Genomic DNA, 17,302 nt, shown 5'->3' on the forward strand with positions numbered 1-17,302 from the left:
TCCGCGCTATAATGCGGTTCATGGAGTGGGGCGAAGGACATGCCGATTACGCTGCTTGACGGAATTCTCGTCGGCTTCACTCTGGTCTCGGCGATGCTCGCCATGGTTCGCGGCTTCTCGCGCGAGGTCCTGTCCGTCGTCTCCTGGGCGGCAGCGGCAGCGGCGGCGTTCTTCTTCTACAAGCCGGTCCTGCCCTACCTCGCGCCCTACATCGAGAATGAAAAGATCGCGATGGCGGCCTCCGCCGGCGTCGTCTTCATCATCGCGCTGATGGTCGTCTCGATCATCACAATGAAGCTTGCCGACTGGATCATCGATTCCAGGATCGGCGCGCTCGACCGCACGCTCGGCTTCCTTTACGGCGCCGCGCGCGGCATCCTGGTCGTTGCCGTCGCACTGCTGTTCTTCAACTGGCTGGCCGGCGCCAAGGCACCGGCCTGGGTCACGGAGGCCAAGTCGCGGCCATTGCTCGAGCAGATCGGCGCCAAGCTCGAGAGCCTGCTGCCTGAGGATCCCGAAAACGCGATCATGAAGAAGCTCAACCCGAATCAGCCGGCCGCAGAGACGCCCACAGCTCCGGACGCCCCGGCGGCAGATGCTCCAGCGGGCGGCGACGATGCGAACACGCCGGCGCCTGACGACAATGACACAGGAACGCCTCCGGCCGACAACGCCCCGGCCAATCCGGCGCCGGCTGCACCGGCAAACTGACGCCCGAAATGGGCGCCGGGACTTGACCATGGTGTGAACGGCTGCACGGAGCGCGTTGCTTTCGACGCCAACCGGCATTATATGGCGATTTTAGCGGAGCTTAAGATGGCAGACGCAGACGACGTGTTTTCCGCCGAGGCCGACGACCATTTCCACGACGAATGCGGCGTGTTCGGCATTTTCGGCCGGCAGGATGCTGCGGCTATCGTCACATTGGGCCTGCATGCCTTGCAGCATCGCGGCCAGGAAGCGGCCGGCATCGTTTCCTACGACGGCAGCCAGTTCCACGTCGAACACCATGTCGGCCTGATCGGCGACACCTTCACCAAGCAGCGCGTCATCGACAGCCTGCAAGGCAACCGCGCCATCGGCCATACGCGCTACGCCACCACCGGCGGCGCCGGCATGCGCAACATCCAGCCTTTCTTCGCCGAGCTCGCCGATGGCGGCTTTGCCGTCGCCCACAACGGCAATCTGACCAATGCCATGACCGTGCAGCGTGCGCTGCAGAAGCAAGGCGCGATCTTCTCCTCCACCTCTGACACCGAGACGCTTTTGCACCTCGTCGCCACCAGCAAGGAGCGCGATCTCAACTCGCGTTTCATCGATGCGGTGCGGCAGGTCGAGGGTGCCTTCTCGCTGGTGGCAATGACAGCCAAGAAGATGATCGGCTGCCGCGATCCGCTCGGCATCCGGCCGCTGGTGCTCGGCGATCTCGACGGCGCCTGGATCCTGGCTTCCGAAACCTGCGCGCTCGATATTATCGGTGCGCGTTTCGTGCGTGACCTGAAGCCCGGCGAGATGGTCGTCGTCACGTCCAAGGGCATTGAAAGCCTGTTCCCCTTCGAGCCGCAGAAGACCCGCTTCTGCATCTTCGAATATGTCTATTTCGCGCGACCGGATTCGTCGGTCGAAGGCCGCAACGTCTATGAGGTGCGCAAGCGCATCGGCGCCGAGTTGGCGGTCGAAAGTCCGGTCGAGGCCGACATCGTCGTGCCGGTGCCGGATTCCGGCACGCCGGCGGCGATCGGCTTTTCTCAGGCGGCCGGCATTCCGTTCGAGCTCGGCATCATCCGCAATCACTATGTCGGCCGCACCTTCATCCAGCCGGGCGATTCGATCCGCCACATGGGCGTCAAGCTGAAGCACAATGCCAACCGCCGCATGATCGAGGGCAAGCGCGTGGTGCTGGTCGACGATAGCATCGTGCGCGGCACCACCAGCCAGAAGATCGTGCAGATGGTGCGCGACGCCGGCGCCAAGGAAGTGCATATGCGCATCGCCTCGCCACCGACACGCGCCTCCTGCTTCTACGGCGTCGACACGCCGGAGAAGTCGAAGCTTCTGGCATCGCGCATGTCGGTTGAAGAAATGGCCGAATTCATCCGCGTCGATTCGCTCGGCTTCCTCACCATCGACGGACTTTACCGTGCCGTCGGCGAGGCCAGCCGCGACAACGACCAACCGCAATTCTGCGACGCCTGCTTCACCGGCCAGTACCCGACCCGCCTGCTCGACTTCGAAGGCCACGACAATGTGCGCACGCTGTCGTTGCTGGCGACGAGCGGGACGTAGGGCCTTGCTGCAACTGTGAATTTCGCCGGTTTGCAAATTTCGCCGCGATCACGTTGTTGCGGCCTCCTCGAAGCAGCCGATCTCCCCCCTTGCGGGGGAGATGCCCGGCAGGGCAGAGGGGGGTGCTGTCCCTCCATCCTGTCCATCAATTCCAGCCGCGCGCTTGGCGAGGTTCACTCTCGGGGTCGGATCATTTCGAAAATTGGCGATCCTTTACACCCCCCTCTGTCCTGCCGGACATCTCCCCCGCAAGGGGGGAGATTGCGCTCCCACCTCCGCTTTCGCCAAATATGCAGGCTGACGAGGCAGAGCCAAGTCCGAGTTAGAACGCCAGCCCTCGGAGTTGCCCGTTGACCCGTCCCCTCGACCTTACCGGCCGCGTTGCGGTCGTCACCGGCGCCTCGCGCGGCATCGGCTATTTCATCGCCAAGGAATTGGCTGCCGCAGGCGCCCATGTCGTCGCGGTGGCGCGCACTGTCGGCGGCCTGGAAGAGCTTGACGATCAGATCAAGGCTGCCGGTGCCCAGGCGACGCTGGTGCCGCTCGACCTCGCCGACATGGCCGGCATCGACCGGCTGGGCGGCGCCATCCACGAACGCTGGGGCAAACTCGACATTCTCGTCGCCAATGCCGGCGTGCTCGGCGTCATCTCGCCGATCGGTCATGTCGAAGCAAAAACCTTCGAGAAGGTGATGACCATCAACGTCACCTCGACATGGCGGCTGATCCGCTCGGTCGACCCGCTGCTGCGGCTTTCCGACGCCGGGCGAGCGATCATCCTGTCATCCAATGCCGCGCACTCGGCCCGCGCGTTCTGGGCGCCCTACGCAGCGTCCAAGGCGGCGGTCGAGACGATGATGCGTTCCTGGGCGCATGAGACGCAGAGCCTGCCGCTGCGCGTCAATGCAGCCGACCCCGGCGCCACCCGGACAGCCATGCGGGCGCAGGCGGTGCCCGGCGAGGATCCGGCGACGCTGCCGCACCCTTCGGAGATCGCCAAGCTCATCGTGCCGCTGGCGAGCCCCGACTTGAAGGAGACCGGGCTGATCTTCCAGGCCAAGCACAACCGCTTCGTCGCCTATCGGCAGCCGGAATAGCCGCACTCGCGCGGGACAAACCCGCCGCCTCGTCACGCGGCTGTGATGTGGCGGCTGGAGGCTGCGCAGCGGCCATGCTTTCGTCACTTCCGTGGAGTTGGTAGGATCACAGCGACTCCCACAACAAGCGCCCAACTGGCAGAACGAGGAAATCCCAATGGCAACGACCGCAGCGTTGGTCTGGTATCTGGTAATCGCCGGCCCGCAGGGCGGCATGGTCGTCCTGCCCAGCACCTTCGACAAGCGCGAACAGTGCACCGCCGCCATCGCTGAGTATCAGAAGCAGCCGACACCAGCCGGCTGGTCGGTGCAATGCGTGCCGAGCGCCTCGCCCTTCACCGACGAGGGCGATGCGGAAGAACCGTCAGCGCAGTAAGCGTCAGCGCCGAGCTGAAACCGTCAGTTCCGGCTTCTGGTTGATGGTCTGGAACACCACGCAATAGCGCTCGGTCAGCTTCAGCAGTGAGTCTACCCGCTCCTGCGGCTCATCGGTGTCGAGGTTGAAATTGAGCCGAATGGCGCGAAAGCCGACCGGGGCATCTTTTGCCACACCGAGCGTGCCGCGAAAATCGAGGTCGCCTTCTGCTTCCACCGTGGCGGCGCCGATCTTGAACTCAAGCGCCGTCGCCACCGCCTTCAGCGTCACCCCGGCGCAGGCCACCAGCGCTTCCAGCAACATGTCGCCCGAGCAGAGCTCAAGGCCCGAGCCACCTGTTGCCGGATGCAGCCCGGCGATGGCGAGCGCCCTGCCCGTCTCCACCTTGCAGGCGACCGACTGGTCGTCGATCGAGCCCTTGGCGCGAAGCGTGATCAGGGCCTGCGAAGCGTCGTCGCGATAGGCCTGCTTCAGCGGCGCCTGCATGGCCTTCAGTTCGGTCGCATCCATGCTTTCTCCCTTTCGTCGACTGTCTCGTACAGTCGAGATTTGCGCCGATCACCACGGGAAGGCAATGTTGTTCATCGCCACTGCATACAAGCCAGCCGCCAAGACGCGGTCGGAGCCAAGCAGCCCGCTCGTCGCCGCCGAGAAGCGAGCCGACAATTCTTCGGGCGTCGCGGCCATTGCCGCGGCCGCCAAACCCGCCGCTCTCGAATGGCAGCCACGTCACGCCGGCTTTCGCCTACCACCAACGCAGCCAGGCCGTGGCCGGCGAAGCTGCCAGTCCCCTTTTCCCAAGAGAGTCCGGCAGGACGAAGGGAGAAGGAACACGGAACACGGCAGCGTCAGTTGTTCAACCACACAGCCATTTCCTTTGACTTCGATCATCTAGGCCATACCTATGCGGGAGTTGTTCTCGCGGAGCCATCATGCCGGTCAAGCTGAAACTGATCTTCCTTATCCTGCCGGTGCTTGCCGCCCTGGCGCAGCCCGTCCTGGCTGAAACGGCGGAGCGGCCGGCACCCTCGGGCGGCGTGCTGTCCCTGCTGCCGCCGCCGCAGATCACCAGGCACTCGATCACCCTCGCCGGGCGCAAGCTGGATTATCAGGCAAAGGCCGCCACCCTGTCGCTGCTTTCGGGTAAGGGCGATGTCACCGCGGAGATCTTCTATGTCGCTTACACGCTGGAACCACCGGCAAGAGCGGCCAGAGACCCGCAGCGGCCGATCACCTTCGTGTTCAATGGCGGCCCCGGAGCAGCGTCCGCCTATCTGCATATCGGTGCACTCGGTCCGCGTATTATCGCAACGGGAGCCGAAGGCGAATTCCTTCCCTCGCCGCAGAGACTCATCGACAATCCGGACAGCTGGCTCGACATGACCGATCTCGTCTTCGTCGATCCGGTTGGGACAGGATACAGCCGCGAGGCGCCGGGCCAGGACACGCACGACTTCTGGGGCGTCAACCAGGATGCCAGCTCGGTCGGCGCCTTCATCCGGCTCTATCTCGCGCAGAACGGCCGCACCGGATCGCCGCTGTTCCTCGCCGGCGAAAGCTATGGCGGGTTTCGGGCGGCGCTACTTGCCAGGACATTGCAGGAAGATATCGGCATCAGTCCGAACGGCATCGTGCTGATCTCCCCGGCGCTGGAATTCACGCTGGTGCAGCCCGACGAGTTCGAGCCGCTGCATTGGGCACTCGAACTGCCTTCGCTGGCGGCGGTGCGCCTGCGCGCCGAAGGCGTCAGCGGCGATGCGTTGCGAGAGAAGCTGGCGGAAGTCGAACAATATGCGCTGGGCGATTACCTTACGGCGCTCACCAGCGGACTGGAGCAAGGCAGGCGGCTGGCGAGCCAACGCGTGGCTGACATCACCGGCCTGCCGCTCGAACTCGTGCAGCGGAACTCCGCCCGCATCCCCACCGGCCTGTTCGCAAGGGAATTCGCCCGTGCCAGCGGCAAAGTGCTCAGCCCATACGACGCCATGATCGGCACGGCGGACATCGCGCCCGAGAGCGCCCGCATCGCCGGCCCGGATCCCGTGCTCGACCGGAGCGTCCCGGCGTTAACGTCGGCTTTCGTCGGCTATATCAGCAACGAGTTGAATTTCCGCACCGATGTCAGCTATCGGCTGCTCAATGGCGAAATCAGCCACAATTGGGATTACGGGACCAGCGCCTCACGGCAAGGCTATGCCGGGGTGATGAACGATCTGCAAAAAGCACGCTCGCTGAACCCTTCGCTCGGCGTCGTGATCGTCAACGGCTACACCGACCTAGTCACGCCTTACCTCGCCTCGCGTTACCTGGTGAACCAGATCTCGTCGCTCGCCAATGCCAAGCCTATCCATCTCGATGTCGTCGAGGGCGGGCACATGATGTATTTCAGATCCGATGGTCGGCGCGCCCTGAAAGAAGCCGCCTCGGAGCTCTATCAGGTGACGCAATAAGCTTTGTGACAGCGCAGCTCGCCATGGAACGCTGCCTCAGCACGGTTGGCGTTGCACCGACTTTCGCCCGTATGGCGCACGCAGCCGATCCTGTGGCGGAGGCCGATCCCGGCGGCCGAATCCGGATTGCTCGGCTCGGCCGAAGTGCGGTTCGCGGTCCGGTTTGCCTTCCTGTTCCTGGGCGAGATTGCACCAGTCGCCAGCATGACGGGCGGCGCTATCGTGTTGTGCGCTGTGTTTGCCCTATGCTGGGAGGGATTGGCTGACGGAGCGCTCGCAACGCATGACGTCAAATATTCTTAAAAAAAGTTACACAGTCGTGGAACCATTATCCGGGTCAGGCATTGTTGGTGCGACGGGCCATCCCCAAGTCCCCCCAAACCCCTCGGCCCGTCCTACTCTCAGCCGACCGCAAGGTCGGCTTTTTCTTTGCCGTTCAGCCGGTCGACGAGGCAAGGTTGCGACTGAGCAGTGTCGCCAGATCGCCCGCCGGACCATCGTTGCCGGCGCGCAGCCTGATCGCGAATTCAGCCGTCGGAACCTGTGGCAGGCCAAGCTCGCGCGGCGTCTCGACAATGCCGGAATGGGCAAAGCGGGCCGTTCGCAGCGTCAACGCGACGCCGGCGTTCACCGCCGTGCGCAAGCCGGCCAGACTGGCACTTCCGGCAGCAATGCGGTAGCGGCGGCCGGCCGCATCGAGCGCGGCAAGTGCCGCTTCGCGAAAGCCGCAATACGGATCGAGCAGCGCCAGCGGCAGTTCCTCCTGCCGCGAGGCCAAGCCTTTCTGCGAGCACAGCCATATCATCGGCTCACGCAGAACGCCGACTTCGTCCGGCACTGCCGCCTGGCGCATGACGATCGCCAGATCGAGTCCGCCGGACTGTAGCGCCTGCGCCAGTTCGGCGGAGCGGCCGACACGCAGTTCGATCCTGACGCGCGGGTGACTGACGGCGAAGGCACGCAGCAGGTCCGGCAGGCCGCTATCGGCGAAATCCTGTGTCGTGCCGATGGCGACGCGCCCGGCAGCGCGTGCCCCCTTCATCGCCAGCCATGCCTCCCGATGGGCGGCAAGGATACGCCTGGCATGGCCGACGAGGTCCTCACCCGCCGGCGTCAGGCCGCGGCCCCGCCCTTGCGGCGCCAGTAGCGGCTCGCCGACGATTTCCTCCAGCCGCTGCATCTGGGCGGTAACCGCCGAGGGCGAACGGCCGACATTTGAAGCCGCCTGGGCCAGTGAGCCGCTGTCGACGAACGCTAGGAAGGTTCTGAGCAGATCGGGATCAAGCGTTTCCATAATTTGATAATATCGAACTTTCAGTTAAGAACAATTCGATTTTCTTGACTGAATAGGGGTGACATAGTCCCGTCCAGCGGCGATCAGACGCCGCTCGAACCAAGGAGAAGAGAAATGCCCATCATCAACATCAGCGTCACAGGCAGGCCTGACGCGGCTCTTTCCACTCGCATCGCAAAAGAAGTCACCGAAATCACCGCCACGCAGCTGCGCAAGGATCCGACGATCACCGCGGTTGCCATATCCTACATCGATCCGCAGCACTGGTTCGCCGGCGGCAAGTCGCTGGCCGAGGACGGCACCCATACGTTCTGGCTTGATATCAAGGTGGTTGACGGCACCAACACCAAGCTCGAGCTGGAGGCCTATCTCAAGGCGATCTTTGCGGCCTTCGGCCGCCTGTTGGGCGGCGTGCATGAGGAAAGTTATGCCTTCGTGCACGAAGTGCCGGCGGCGGCCTATGGCTATGGCGGCAAGACGCAGGAATTCCGTTTCATCAGCGGACGGTTGAAGGCGGCGTGAATACAGACCATTTTCGCGCGGGGCGAGAAGGTAAGCTTGCCCTCATCCGCATTGACGTTGCCCCCACATGGTCTAGGTTCTTGCCGAAGCGGCCGCAAAAGAGCCGAGATGATAAAATGTTGGGAGAGACGCGGCATGATCCTGACACTGGCGCTGCTTGCAGGTCTTGCCCTCGCCTGGCTGCTGATCGGCATCATGGAAAAATTCCGCCTCGGCCTGCGCTTCACCCAGGCGCTGCTCTATGTGCCGTTCAAGCTCGCCTACCGGATCGCCGACGCCCGCATCAGGATCGCCCGCAACGCGCAGGCTCCCGTCATCTACGTCATCTCGCATCAGTCGCGTTTCGAGCCGGCGCTGATGCTGTCGCTACTACCGGACGACACACTGCACATACTCGACGAGGTCTCGGCGCGATCCCCTTGGCTCGAACCGTGGCGCGGGCTTGGCCGCACCATCGCCTTCAATGCGGAACACGTCTTCGTCAGCCGCCGGCTGGTGCGTGTCCTCAAAGGCAAAGGCCGGCTCGCCGTCTATCTGCCGGATGCGGTCGAGCCTGACGTCAAGACGTTTCGGCTGTTTCGTGCCGTCACCCGCATCGCCATGCAGGCGAACGCCAGCATCGTGCCGGTCTTCGTGGGCGGCGCACGAAGCCTGCCGGTGTCGTTGACGCCGGCGGACAAGGCACCACGGCACTGGTTTCCGCAACTGTCGATCAGCGTGCTGGAGCCGATGACCATCGCCGAACTGGTGGCGCGCAACCCCGACCAGGCCTCGAACACCAATGCGCTGTTCGACCGCGTCGCCGAGGCACGGCTTTTCGCCACTAACCTCGATCGCGGCCTGTTCCTGGCCATGCGCGATGCCGCCGACCGCGTCGGCGCTTCTCACCCGATCATCGAGGACGTCATCTCCGGCGCGCTGAGCTACCGCAAGATGTTCGTCGGCGCCCGGGTCCTCGGCCGCCGCTTCGAGGCAGTAACGGCGCCGGGCGAAGCGGTTGGGCTGATGCTGCCGAACGCCAATGGCGTCGTGCTGTCGCTTACCGGGCTTCTGTCCGCCGGCCGGGTGGCAGCGATGATCAACTATACGGCAGGGCCGGCGAGCGTGACTGCGGCGGTGCGCACGGCGGTGATAAGGACCGTGATTTCCTCCCGCGCGTTCGTCGAGAAGGCCGGCCTTGCCGATATCGTCGAGGCTGTCGAAAAGGGCGGTGCCAGGCTGCTTTGGCTGGAGGATGTGCGCGAAGGCGTCACGGCGCTGGACAAGCTTGCCGCCGCCTTGCTGTGGCGCTGGCCGCTGCAACGGCTGGATGCGGCCAAGCCGGCGGTGATCCTGTTCACCTCGGGTTCGGAAGGCACGCCCAAAGCGGTGATCCTTTCGCACAAGAACCTGCTGGCCAACGCCATGCAGGCCGAGGCACGCATCACCATCTCGCCTGCCGACATCCTTCTCAACGTGCTGCCGGTATTTCACTCGTTCGGGCTGACGGGCGGCACCATCCTGCCGCTGGTCACCGGCGTGAAGTTGTTCCTCTACCCCTCGCCTCTCCACTACAAGATCATCCCCGAGGTGGCGCGCAAGGCGAAACCGACCATCATGTTCGGCACCGACACGTTCCTCGCCAATTATGCGCGCACCGCCAAGGATGGGGATTTTTCCAGCCTGCGCTTTGTCGTCGCTGGCGCCGAGGCAGTGAAGCCGGAAACCCGCCGCATCTATCGCGAACGCTTCCAGGCGGAGATCATCGAAGGATTCGGACTGACCGAGGCCGCCCCCGTGGTTGCCGTCAACACCGCAATCCATGGCCGCGACGGCACCGTCGGCCGGCTGCTGCCGGCCATGCGCATGAAGCTGGAGCCGGTCGAAGGCATCTCCGGCGCCGGGCAATTGTGGCTCGACGGACCAAACCTGATGATGGGCTACATGACCGCGGATCGTCCCGGTGAGCTCCAGCCGTTGACCGGCTGGCACGACACTGGCGACATCGTTTCGGTCGACCGCGAAGGCTTCATCACCATACGCGGCCGCGCCAAGCGCTTTGCCAAGATCGCCGGCGAAATGGTGTCGCTCGGCGCGGTCGAGATGCTGGTGCAGTCGCTATGGCCGGAAGAACGGCACGCGGCGGTGGCCGTGCCGGACAAGCGGCGGGGCGAACGCATCGTGCTGGTCACCACCGCCGACGACGCCAATCCCGACGAGTTGCGCAAATTCGGCAAACAGGCAGGTGCGGCCGAGCTGATGGTGCCCAACGACATCGTCAAGGTCGAGGAAATCCCGGTGCTGGGTTCCGGCAAGACAGACTATGTGTCGACGAGAAAGCTGGCGATCGACAGGCTGGGACTCGGCGTCGCGGCGTAATCTCCCCCCTTGAGGGGGAGATGTCGCCGAAGGCGACAGAGGGGGTCGGTTCGACCGGGTGTCTTGCGACAGTCAGAGGTTGGCGCTTCACGCGCGCGACCCCCTCTGGCCTGCCGGCCATCTGACCCTCAAGGGGGAGATAATGACTTAACCTATATCCGAAGGCGGTATCTTCTCACCCTCCAGCTTGGCGCGTTTCGAATAGGCGCGCACGCTGAACGGCAGGAAGATCAGGTAGCCGGCGACCGACGCCGTCAGCGTGTACCAGGGATAAGTCATCAGCAGGAGCACGTAGAGCACGACACCAAGGATAATCGGCAGCACCTTGTCGCCCGGGATTCTCAGGTTCTTGCCGGAATAGACCGGCAGCCGACTGACCAGCAGGAAGGCGACCAGAATGGTGAAGCCGGTGGCGACAAAGGCGGCTGGACGACTGGGCTCCAGCCCGGTGCGGAGGAAATAAAGATAGAGCGGCAGCATCACCAGCACGGCGCCGGCCGGCGCCGGCACGCCGACGAAATATTCGGACTGCCATAGGGGGCGATCGGCCTTGTCGTCGTCGAGCACGTTGAAACGGGCGAGCCGCAGCCCGCAGGCGATGGCGAACAGAAGTGCAGCGATCCAGCCCGGCGAGCCGGCGCGGTCGAGCAGGAAGGCATAGAGCACCAGAGCAGGTGCCACGCCGAAATTGACGATGTCGGCCAGCGAATCCATCTGGGCGCCAAATTTGGAGGTTGCCTTCAGCATCCGCGCCAGGCGGCCGTCAATGCCGTCGAGGAAGGCCGCAAGCAGCACCATCACCACCGCCGGCTCGAAACGGCCTTCGAAGCCGAAGCGGATGCCGGACAGGCCGGCGCAGATGGCCAGCACGGTGACCAGATTGGGCAGCACCATGCGCATAGGGATTTCCCGGATGCGCGGACCGCCGCTGGCATGGGCCTCGAACTTTTTGTATTGCGTGCCCACGGTCAGGAAATCCGAACAAGAGGCGTGCCGGCCACACCGCCGAATTCGGCAAGTACGGTTTCGCCGCCGATCGCCGTCTGGCCAACGGCAACACGCGGCGTGGCGGCCAGCGGCAGGAACACATCGACACGCGAACCGAAGCGGATCAGGCCGAAGCGCTCGCCGATGGCGATAGAGCCGCCGGCCTCGGCCCAGCAGACGATGCGCCGCGCCACCAGGCCGGCGATCTGGACGGCGGCGACCGTGCCGTTGGGGCTCTCGATAACCAGCCCGTTGCGCTCGTTCTCGGTGCTCGCCTTGTCGAGTTCGGCATTGAGGAATTTTCCAGGCCGATGCTCGATCCTGGCAATACGGCCACGCACCGGGGCGCGGTTCACGTGGCAGGAGAAGACGTTCATGAACACCGAGATGCGGGTCATTTCGACATTGCCGAGGCCGAGTTCGCGAGGCGGCACGGCCGGCCCGACCGCAGAAATGATGCCGTCTGCGGGGCTGACCACGAGGTGGTCGTCGACCGGCGTGACGCGCTCGGGATCACGGAAGAAATAGACGCACCAGGCCGTCAGGATAAGGCCGATCCAAAACAGGATCGAGGAAAAATAGCCGAGGAAAAGCGTCGCCGCGCCAAAGGCCGCGATAAAGGGATAGCCTTCGCGATGGATCGGTACGAACGCGTTCTTGACCGTATCGACAAGGCTCATCGGGTAAAAACGGGCTCCGTTTCAATTGCGGCCTCAATAGCCGAAAGCCCCCCTCGCCGCAACGCAACAATCGGCAAGGCTGTATTGGCCGCGTCCTACAGAAGCGGTGGTGCGCTTGCCTGTCGGCGTCATTGTCGGCAGAATTCGGGGCACCGCCGGTTCAAAATGCGGGAACAAGCCGACCGCCCATGATCCTAAACCCCAACACGGTGCACCTCATTGCCAAGCGATGGGCCGCCACAAGTAGGTTCTGCTCGCGCTGGCGGCATCGAATGGCAGCGCAATAGCGCAAGCCAAGCTATCCTTTGACTGCAGCAAGGCCGCCAGCGTGGCGGAAAAGGCCATTTGCGCCGACCATGCTGATGGAACGTTCTTCCTGACGGAGAAAAAGTAGCGCGGCGCCATCGAGACGACCGGACCAGATTAGTTGGCGCCATCGGCTTCGGCTCGCGCAAAATGTTCTTCGATCTCAAGCCTACCGGCGTCCGCTAGCGGGTCTTCCGCGCTCAATCTCAAGAGCATGCTGCCGTTGGGAGCGGACAACAGGAGCAATGGTCTACCGCCAGCAGCAACTGTCCAACTGACGACCGATCCTCCCTCTCTCGGAACCAACATCGACGGCAAGGCAACTGCTCCTGCAGTGTCTACTCCAGCCCTGCGCAAAAGAAGGTCGAGGGCTGCTGGCGCCCGATAGGCTTCAGCCAATTTGATGACGGTCGCTATTGAATCGGCGCCGACATGCGACAGCTTCAAGCCGACACGTGGAGCACTGTCACCAAATAACTCATCGATGTCGTCGGTGACGCTGTCGTTGGGTCCGAAGTCGAGTTCCAGTTCCGTGCCATCGGCAGCAAGGTACTGGTATGCCGCTGCATGCGTCGACGTGACCACGCACAACAGCGCCCTGCAGGCATTGGTTACGACAGGAAAAGCCATCTGCTTCTCGCCGTCTATGTCCAACATCCTTCCTTCGCCGACCCCGAGCTTGACCTCGGGTTGCGGCAAGCCTGCACAGGCTAAACCGATGCCCACTTGAAGTCGGCTCGTCATCGATGCTTTCAGATGGAACACCGAGCGATGGCGCAATCGAGGTTCGCGCCTGGGATTAGCCATCACCACGTCGAGAATGGCCTCCTGGCATTCGGCATCGTCGACAATCTCCAGTTCAGGCCATGAGGCAATCCAACCCACTGCGCGGGCAAGCAACGGGACGCTATCTTCCTCTTTGTAAAAAAGATCGTCGAGCTTATCAAGGAAATCAGCGCGACCACCTTCGAATCCGGTCTGTTCCTCCGCTTCTTTTGGGTGTTCCCTGACCCAAGCGACCATTTGTTCCAAAGCAGCCAAATGATTTGTCGCTCGCATTCCAGCCAGAGCCAACCTCGCATCGGAGGTAATTTTGTCGAAGCCACCATGGTAGTTGCGGATAAATTGGCTGTGGCCGCCATTGCTTACTTCCAGGGCGTAGAGATAGGTATGAAAAAACTGCCTCGCCGATGCCGGAATTTCGTGATCTTTGTAGAGGCCCTGATTGAGCATCGCGTTGACGAAATCCATGACCGCGGTCACGAGATCAGCAACGTAATTCTCCTTGGCAGCGCGCTCGACAGCTGAAAACGGGACAATAACTGAAGACACATGCGGGCTGGCCATCGGCTGCTCCGAACGGTCGGCCGAAACCGTTGTCGACTGCTGAAGCTTTTTCTTCCGCGAAAAAATTCCGAACATGCCAGCGGCCTTCTTATCTGCAGCAGCAGAATAATACCTTGAAGAGCAAATAAAAGCATTTGAAATTCATTTTCAAATGTCTAGTCGCCGACGTTTTTAGAGCATTCAGAAAACTGATTTCGAGATTTTGCTTCAGGAGCTCAGCGTAGAGGTGGCCGAGTTGAATTGTTGCGTGATGCCTGTCGGCGACGCACGCCGTCATCCGTCCTTGGTGAGACAGCGTCTTTCTGGACCGCCCGGCCATGATCACGTGCGCAACAAGGAGCTCTCGCAAATGCAGAAACAACCGGCCACCCAAGCGCATCTCCTGACCGCCGGCCTCGCCTTCGGCGAGTCGCCGCGCTGGCACGACGGACGGCTCTGGGTCTGCAATTGGGGGACCGGCGAGATCGTCGCCGTCGATGCCGACGGCAACCGCGAGGTCACGCTCACCGTGCCAGCTGTCCTGCCCTACTCCATCGACTGGCTGCCGGATGGCCGTCTGCTTGTCATCTCCGGTCGCGACGGCTTGCTATTGCGACAGGAAGCAGATGGAAGGCTCGTCACCCATGCCGATTTGCGCAGCCTCTCGAATAGCCCGTGGAACGAGATCGTCGTCGATGGGCGTGGCAACATCTATGTCAATGGCGGCGGCCCGGCGCCGGCGCCGGGCGAGCATTTCGGTCCCGGCACGATCGTGCTGGTCACGCCGGGCGGTGCCGTCCGGCAAGTGGCGGAAAACATCGCCTTTGCCAACGGTATGGCGGTCACCCCGGACAACAAGACGCTGATCGTCGCCGAATCGCATGCCAATAGGCTGACTGCCTTCGACATTGCGGCCGACGGCACTCTGTCCAACCGGCGGGTCTGGGCTGATGTGACGGCTATCCCGACGGCATCTGCCTCGATGCCGAGGGGGCGATCTGGTATGCGGATGTTCCCAACAAGCATTGCGTGCGCGTGAGCGAAGGCGGTGAGGTGTTGCAGACAGTCGTTGTCGATCGCGGCTGCTTTGCCTGCATACTGGGCGGCACCGACAGGAAAACGCTGTTCATTCTCGCCGCCGAATGGCGTGGCTTCGAGCACATGGTCAGCGACGCGCGCACCGGCCAGGTGCTCAGCGTGGACGCACCGGCACCTGGCGTCGGCTGGCCGTAGGAAATCCTATTACAGTCCGGGAACACGCCGATAGTTGGCGATGTCGGCCCGAACACCGAGCCGGGCGATCGTCTCCTGCGGGTTGAAGGCGATGCGCTCGTGCGCCGCCTTGACGATCGGCACGACATTGTCGACCGCCGCCTGGCTCTCCCATTCGACGATGGTGACGAGGTTGAATTCGCCCGGCCCCGAGAATTGCTCGAGCAGGAAATCCTGCACGAAGCCCTGCTGCCGGCGCAGCAATTCATGCGTTGTCCGGACCTTGGCCAGTATCTCTTCGCGAGCGGCGGCCGGGACAACGAATTTGTCCACCCTGAACACGCTGCCGCCGTTAACCTTCTGATTTGTCTTGCTCATTTCGATCATTCCGTTCTTGGATCATGTTGCTTCCGGGCACCAAGAACGACCTACAATCTCAACTTAAGTTGAGGTCAAGCGGAAATGTCTTCCTTCTCATCTGGTAGGCGGCTCACCTGGTAGGCGGCATCAATTCACCTCGGATAGCCGGCGGCGAACGATGACGCCAAGTTCGTCGCCCTCGCGGGCGATGCGCAGCCGCTCCTCGGCCTCCGTTGCCTCGCGCTGGCGATCCCACATCGAGGCGTAGAGGCCATGCTTGTGCATCAGTTCGGCATGCGTTCCGCGCTCGGCGATCTGGCCGTCCTGCAGCACGATGATCTCGTCGGCCGTAATCACCGTCGACAGCCGGTGGGCGATGACGATGGTGGTGCGACCGCGGCTGACCAGGTCGAGCGCCGCCTGGATTTCCTGCTCGGTGTGGCTGTCGAGGGCCGAAGTCGCTTCGTCGAGCATCAGGATCGGCGGGGCTTTCAGGATGGTGCGGGCGATCGCCACGCGCTGCTTCTCGCCGCCCGAGAGTTTCAGCCCACGCTCACCGACCATCGATTTGTAGCCGTCTGGCAGCCGCTCGATGAAGGGGCCGATCTGGGCGAGTTCGGCAGCCTTGCGCATATCCTCCTCGCTGGCACCGATGCGGCCGTAGCGGATGTTGTAGGCGATGGTGTCGTTGAACAGCACAGTATCCTGCGGCACCATGCCGATTGCTCCGCGCAGGCTCTCCTGCGTCACGTCCCTGATATCCTGGCCGTCGATCAGCACCTGGCCGTCCTGGACATCGTAGAAGCGGAATAGAAGCCGCGAGATGGTCGACTTGCCGGCGCCCGATGGCCCGACAATGGCGACGGTCTTGCCGGCGGGCACCTCGAAGCTGACGCCCTTCAGGATCTTGCGGTTCGGGTCGTAGGAGAATTGAACGTCGCGGAACTCGACCTTGCCGGCGCTGACAGATAGTGGTTTCGCATCCGGCCTGTCGACGATCTCCTGCGGCACATCCAAAAGGTCGAACATCTGCTCGATATCGGTCAGCCCCTGGCGGATTTCGCGGTAGATGAAGCCGATGAAATTGAGCGGAACCGACAACTGCATCAGCATGGCGTTGATGAAGACGAAATCGCCGACCGTCTGCGTGCCGGCCTGCACCTCCAGCGCCGACATGCACATGACGATGACTGTGCCGAGGCCAAAGATGATGCCCTGGCCAAAATTCAGCCAGCCAAGCGAGGTCCAGATGCGCGTCGCCGATATCTCGTAGCGTGCCATGGAGCGGTCGAAGCGCTCGGCCTCCATGCCTTCGTTGTTGAAATACTTGACCGTTTCGTAGTTTAGCAGCGAGTCGATCGCCTTGGTGTTGGCATCGGTGTCGCTGTCGTTCATGTCGCGGCGGATCGAGATGCGCCAGTCGCTGGCGCGCACCGTGAACCAGACATAGACCCAGACGGTGACCGCGACGACCGCCACATATTTCCAGCCATAGGTGTAGGCGAAGATGCCGGTGGTCAGGGCGAACTCGAGAATCGTCGGCGCTGTATTAAGCATGATGAAGCGCACGATCGTCTCGATGCCCTTGGTGCCACGTTCGATGATGCGCGACAGGCCGCCGGTCCGGCGCTCGAGATGAAAGCGCAGCGACAGTTGGTGCATGTGGACGAAGGTGCGGAAGGCAAGCTGGCGCACCGCGTACTGGCCAACGCGGGCAAACAATGCGTCGCGCAACTGATTGAAGCCAAGCTGCACCAGGCGCACGACATTGTAGGCGACGACCAGCATGACGGGCGCCAGCAGAAAGCTCGGCAGCGGCGGCACCGATTTGGCGTCACCGGCCAGCGCGTCGGTCGCCCATTTGAAAAAATAGGGACCGGCGACCAGTGTCAGCTTGGCCACAACCAACAGAAGCGTCGCCCACGTGACCCGGGCTCTCAGATCCGCACGATCCGCCGGCCACATATAGGGCCACAGGTTGAGCAGCGTCTTGAAGGTCGAGGAGTCGGAGACGGTTTTTTTGGCCATTCTTTGTGCCTTCTTCTTAT

The 17,302-nt window shown here is 62.8% G+C and carries 15 protein-coding genes and 2 pseudogenes; 9 read left to right on the forward strand and 8 right to left on the reverse strand.

Annotation, left to right across the window (positions count from 1 at the left end; all coding sequences use genetic code 11):
• Positions 1–39 precede the first annotated feature (39 nt).
• From NKJ89_RS01150 to NKJ89_RS01165, 4 genes are all read left to right on the forward strand, one after another.
• Complete coding sequence (locus tag NKJ89_RS01150) at positions 40–711, forward strand: CvpA family protein (RefSeq protein WP_352599150.1); 672 nt, start codon at positions 40–42, stop codon at positions 709–711.
• 105 nt (positions 712–816) lie between these two features.
• Positions 817–2,286: an amidophosphoribosyltransferase gene (gene purF, locus NKJ89_RS01155; RefSeq protein ID WP_352599152.1), complete on the forward strand. Its 1,470-nt coding sequence runs from the start codon at positions 817–819 to the stop codon at positions 2,284–2,286.
• Between the two features lie 350 nt (positions 2,287–2,636).
• Positions 2,637–3,383, forward strand: coding sequence for an SDR family NAD(P)-dependent oxidoreductase (locus NKJ89_RS01160; RefSeq protein WP_352599154.1), 747 nt, complete (start codon positions 2,637–2,639; stop codon positions 3,381–3,383).
• Between the two features lie 157 nt (positions 3,384–3,540).
• A complete protein-coding gene (locus NKJ89_RS01165) occupies positions 3,541–3,759 on the forward strand; it encodes a hypothetical protein (RefSeq protein ID WP_023761619.1) in 219 nt (72 codons plus the stop codon).
• A gap of 3 nt (positions 3,760–3,762) precedes the next feature.
• Here NKJ89_RS01165 and NKJ89_RS01170 read toward each other — a convergent pair whose 3' ends face one another.
• Together NKJ89_RS01170 and NKJ89_RS01175 are read right to left on the reverse strand one after the other, a co-directional pair.
• Positions 3,763–4,269, reverse strand: a complete 507-nt coding sequence (locus tag NKJ89_RS01170) for an OsmC family protein (RefSeq protein WP_023761620.1) — start codon at positions 4,267–4,269, stop codon at positions 3,763–3,765.
• A 48-nt stretch (positions 4,270–4,317) separates the two neighbouring features.
• A complete protein-coding gene (locus NKJ89_RS01175) occupies positions 4,318–4,446 on the reverse strand; it encodes a hypothetical protein (protein WP_023761621.1) in 129 nt (42 codons plus the stop codon).
• Positions 4,447–4,691: 245 nt separating this feature from the next.
• On the opposite strand from NKJ89_RS01175, the gene NKJ89_RS01180 reads away from it, so the two are divergent.
• Both NKJ89_RS01180 and NKJ89_RS01185 read left to right on the forward strand, forming a co-directional pair.
• Positions 4,692–6,209 carry a S10 family peptidase gene (locus tag NKJ89_RS01180; protein ID WP_352599156.1) on the forward strand — a complete coding sequence of 506 codons (1,518 nt, stop codon included), beginning with the start codon at positions 4,692–4,694 and terminating at the stop codon, positions 6,207–6,209.
• A 99-nt stretch (positions 6,210–6,308) separates the two neighbouring features.
• Positions 6,309–6,507: pseudogene (locus tag NKJ89_RS01185) on the forward strand (DMT family transporter); the annotation flags it as partial.
• A gap of 138 nt (positions 6,508–6,645) precedes the next feature.
• On the opposite strand, the gene NKJ89_RS01190 reads toward NKJ89_RS01185, so the two are convergent.
• Complete coding sequence (locus NKJ89_RS01190) at positions 6,646–7,503, reverse strand: LysR substrate-binding domain-containing protein (RefSeq protein WP_023761623.1); 858 nt, start codon at positions 7,501–7,503, stop codon at positions 6,646–6,648.
• A gap of 114 nt (positions 7,504–7,617) precedes the next feature.
• Between NKJ89_RS01190 and NKJ89_RS01195 the strand changes: the two genes are divergently transcribed.
• Complete coding sequence (locus tag NKJ89_RS01195) at positions 7,618–8,025, forward strand: tautomerase family protein (RefSeq protein ID WP_023761624.1); 408 nt, start codon at positions 7,618–7,620, stop codon at positions 8,023–8,025.
• Positions 8,026–8,160: 135 nt separating this feature from the next.
• Entirely contained in the window at positions 8,161–10,383 is a 2,223-nt protein-coding gene (locus tag NKJ89_RS01200) for an AMP-binding protein (protein WP_352599158.1), read from the forward strand.
• Between the two features lie 147 nt (positions 10,384–10,530).
• On the opposite strand, the gene NKJ89_RS01205 is transcribed toward NKJ89_RS01200, so the two are convergent.
• From NKJ89_RS01205 to NKJ89_RS01215, 3 genes are all read right to left on the reverse strand, one after another.
• Positions 10,531–11,349, reverse strand: coding sequence for a CDP-alcohol phosphatidyltransferase family protein (locus tag NKJ89_RS01205; protein WP_502904069.1), 819 nt, complete (start codon positions 11,347–11,349; stop codon positions 10,531–10,533).
• 2 nt (positions 11,350–11,351) lie between these two features.
• Positions 11,352–12,050, reverse strand: a complete 699-nt coding sequence (locus tag NKJ89_RS01210) for a phosphatidylserine decarboxylase (protein ID WP_352599159.1) — start codon at positions 12,048–12,050, stop codon at positions 11,352–11,354.
• Positions 12,051–12,473: 423 nt separating this feature from the next.
• On the reverse strand, positions 12,474–13,778 hold the full coding sequence (locus NKJ89_RS01215; RefSeq protein WP_352599161.1) for a DMP19 family protein: 1,305 nt from the start codon (positions 13,776–13,778) through the stop codon (positions 12,474–12,476).
• Positions 13,779–14,052: 274 nt separating this feature from the next.
• Between NKJ89_RS01215 and NKJ89_RS01220 the strand changes: the two are divergent.
• A pseudogene (locus NKJ89_RS01220) lies at positions 14,053–14,915 on the forward strand (SMP-30/gluconolactonase/LRE family protein).
• Between the two features lie 9 nt (positions 14,916–14,924).
• On the opposite strand, the gene NKJ89_RS01225 reads toward NKJ89_RS01220, so the two are convergent.
• Both NKJ89_RS01225 and NKJ89_RS01230 read right to left on the reverse strand, forming a co-directional pair.
• A complete protein-coding gene (locus NKJ89_RS01225; protein WP_352599163.1) occupies positions 14,925–15,272 on the reverse strand; it encodes an antibiotic biosynthesis monooxygenase in 348 nt (115 codons plus the stop codon).
• Between the two features lie 129 nt (positions 15,273–15,401).
• The gene (locus tag NKJ89_RS01230) at positions 15,402–17,282 is read right to left on the reverse strand and encodes an ABCB family ABC transporter ATP-binding protein/permease (RefSeq protein ID WP_352599165.1); all 1,881 of its coding nucleotides are present in this window, start codon (positions 17,280–17,282) and stop codon (positions 15,402–15,404) included.
• Positions 17,283–17,302: the final 20 nt, after the last annotated feature.

Origin of the sequence: Mesorhizobium sp. M0047 (assembly GCF_040323315.1) — a bacterium.
Taxonomy (GTDB): Bacteria; Pseudomonadota; Alphaproteobacteria; order Rhizobiales; family Rhizobiaceae; genus Mesorhizobium.

Excerpts from the sequence above, each read along its gene's own strand:
- NKJ89_RS01215 (WP_352599161.1), bottom strand. The coding sequence starts at position 13,778 with ATGTTCGGAATTTTTTCGCGGAAGAAAAAGCTTCAGCAGTCGACAACG.
- NKJ89_RS01165 (WP_023761619.1), top strand. The coding sequence starts at position 3,541 with ATGGCAACGACCGCAGCGTTGGTCTGGTATCTGGTAATCGCCGGCCCG.
- NKJ89_RS01150 (WP_352599150.1), top strand. The coding sequence starts at position 40 with ATGCCGATTACGCTGCTTGACGGAATTCTCGTCGGCTTCACTCTGGTC.
- NKJ89_RS01200 (WP_352599158.1), top strand. The coding sequence starts at position 8,161 with ATGATCCTGACACTGGCGCTGCTTGCAGGTCTTGCCCTCGCCTGGCTG.
- NKJ89_RS01210 (WP_352599159.1), bottom strand. The coding sequence starts at position 12,050 with ATGAGCCTTGTCGATACGGTCAAGAACGCGTTCGTACCGATCCATCGC.
- NKJ89_RS01190 (WP_023761623.1), bottom strand. The coding sequence starts at position 7,503 with ATGGAAACGCTTGATCCCGATCTGCTCAGAACCTTCCTAGCGTTCGTC.
- NKJ89_RS01225 (WP_352599163.1), bottom strand. The coding sequence starts at position 15,272 with ATGAGCAAGACAAATCAGAAGGTTAACGGCGGCAGCGTGTTCAGGGTG.
- NKJ89_RS01195 (WP_023761624.1), top strand. The coding sequence starts at position 7,618 with ATGCCCATCATCAACATCAGCGTCACAGGCAGGCCTGACGCGGCTCTT.
- purF (WP_352599152.1), top strand. The coding sequence starts at position 817 with ATGGCAGACGCAGACGACGTGTTTTCCGCCGAGGCCGACGACCATTTC.
- NKJ89_RS01175 (WP_023761621.1), bottom strand. The coding sequence starts at position 4,446 with ATGGCCGCGACGCCCGAAGAATTGTCGGCTCGCTTCTCGGCGGCGACG.
- NKJ89_RS01180 (WP_352599156.1), top strand. The coding sequence starts at position 4,692 with ATGCCGGTCAAGCTGAAACTGATCTTCCTTATCCTGCCGGTGCTTGCC.
- NKJ89_RS01170 (WP_023761620.1), bottom strand. The coding sequence starts at position 4,269 with ATGGATGCGACCGAACTGAAGGCCATGCAGGCGCCGCTGAAGCAGGCC.
- NKJ89_RS01230 (WP_352599165.1), bottom strand. The coding sequence starts at position 17,282 with ATGGCCAAAAAAACCGTCTCCGACTCCTCGACCTTCAAGACGCTGCTC.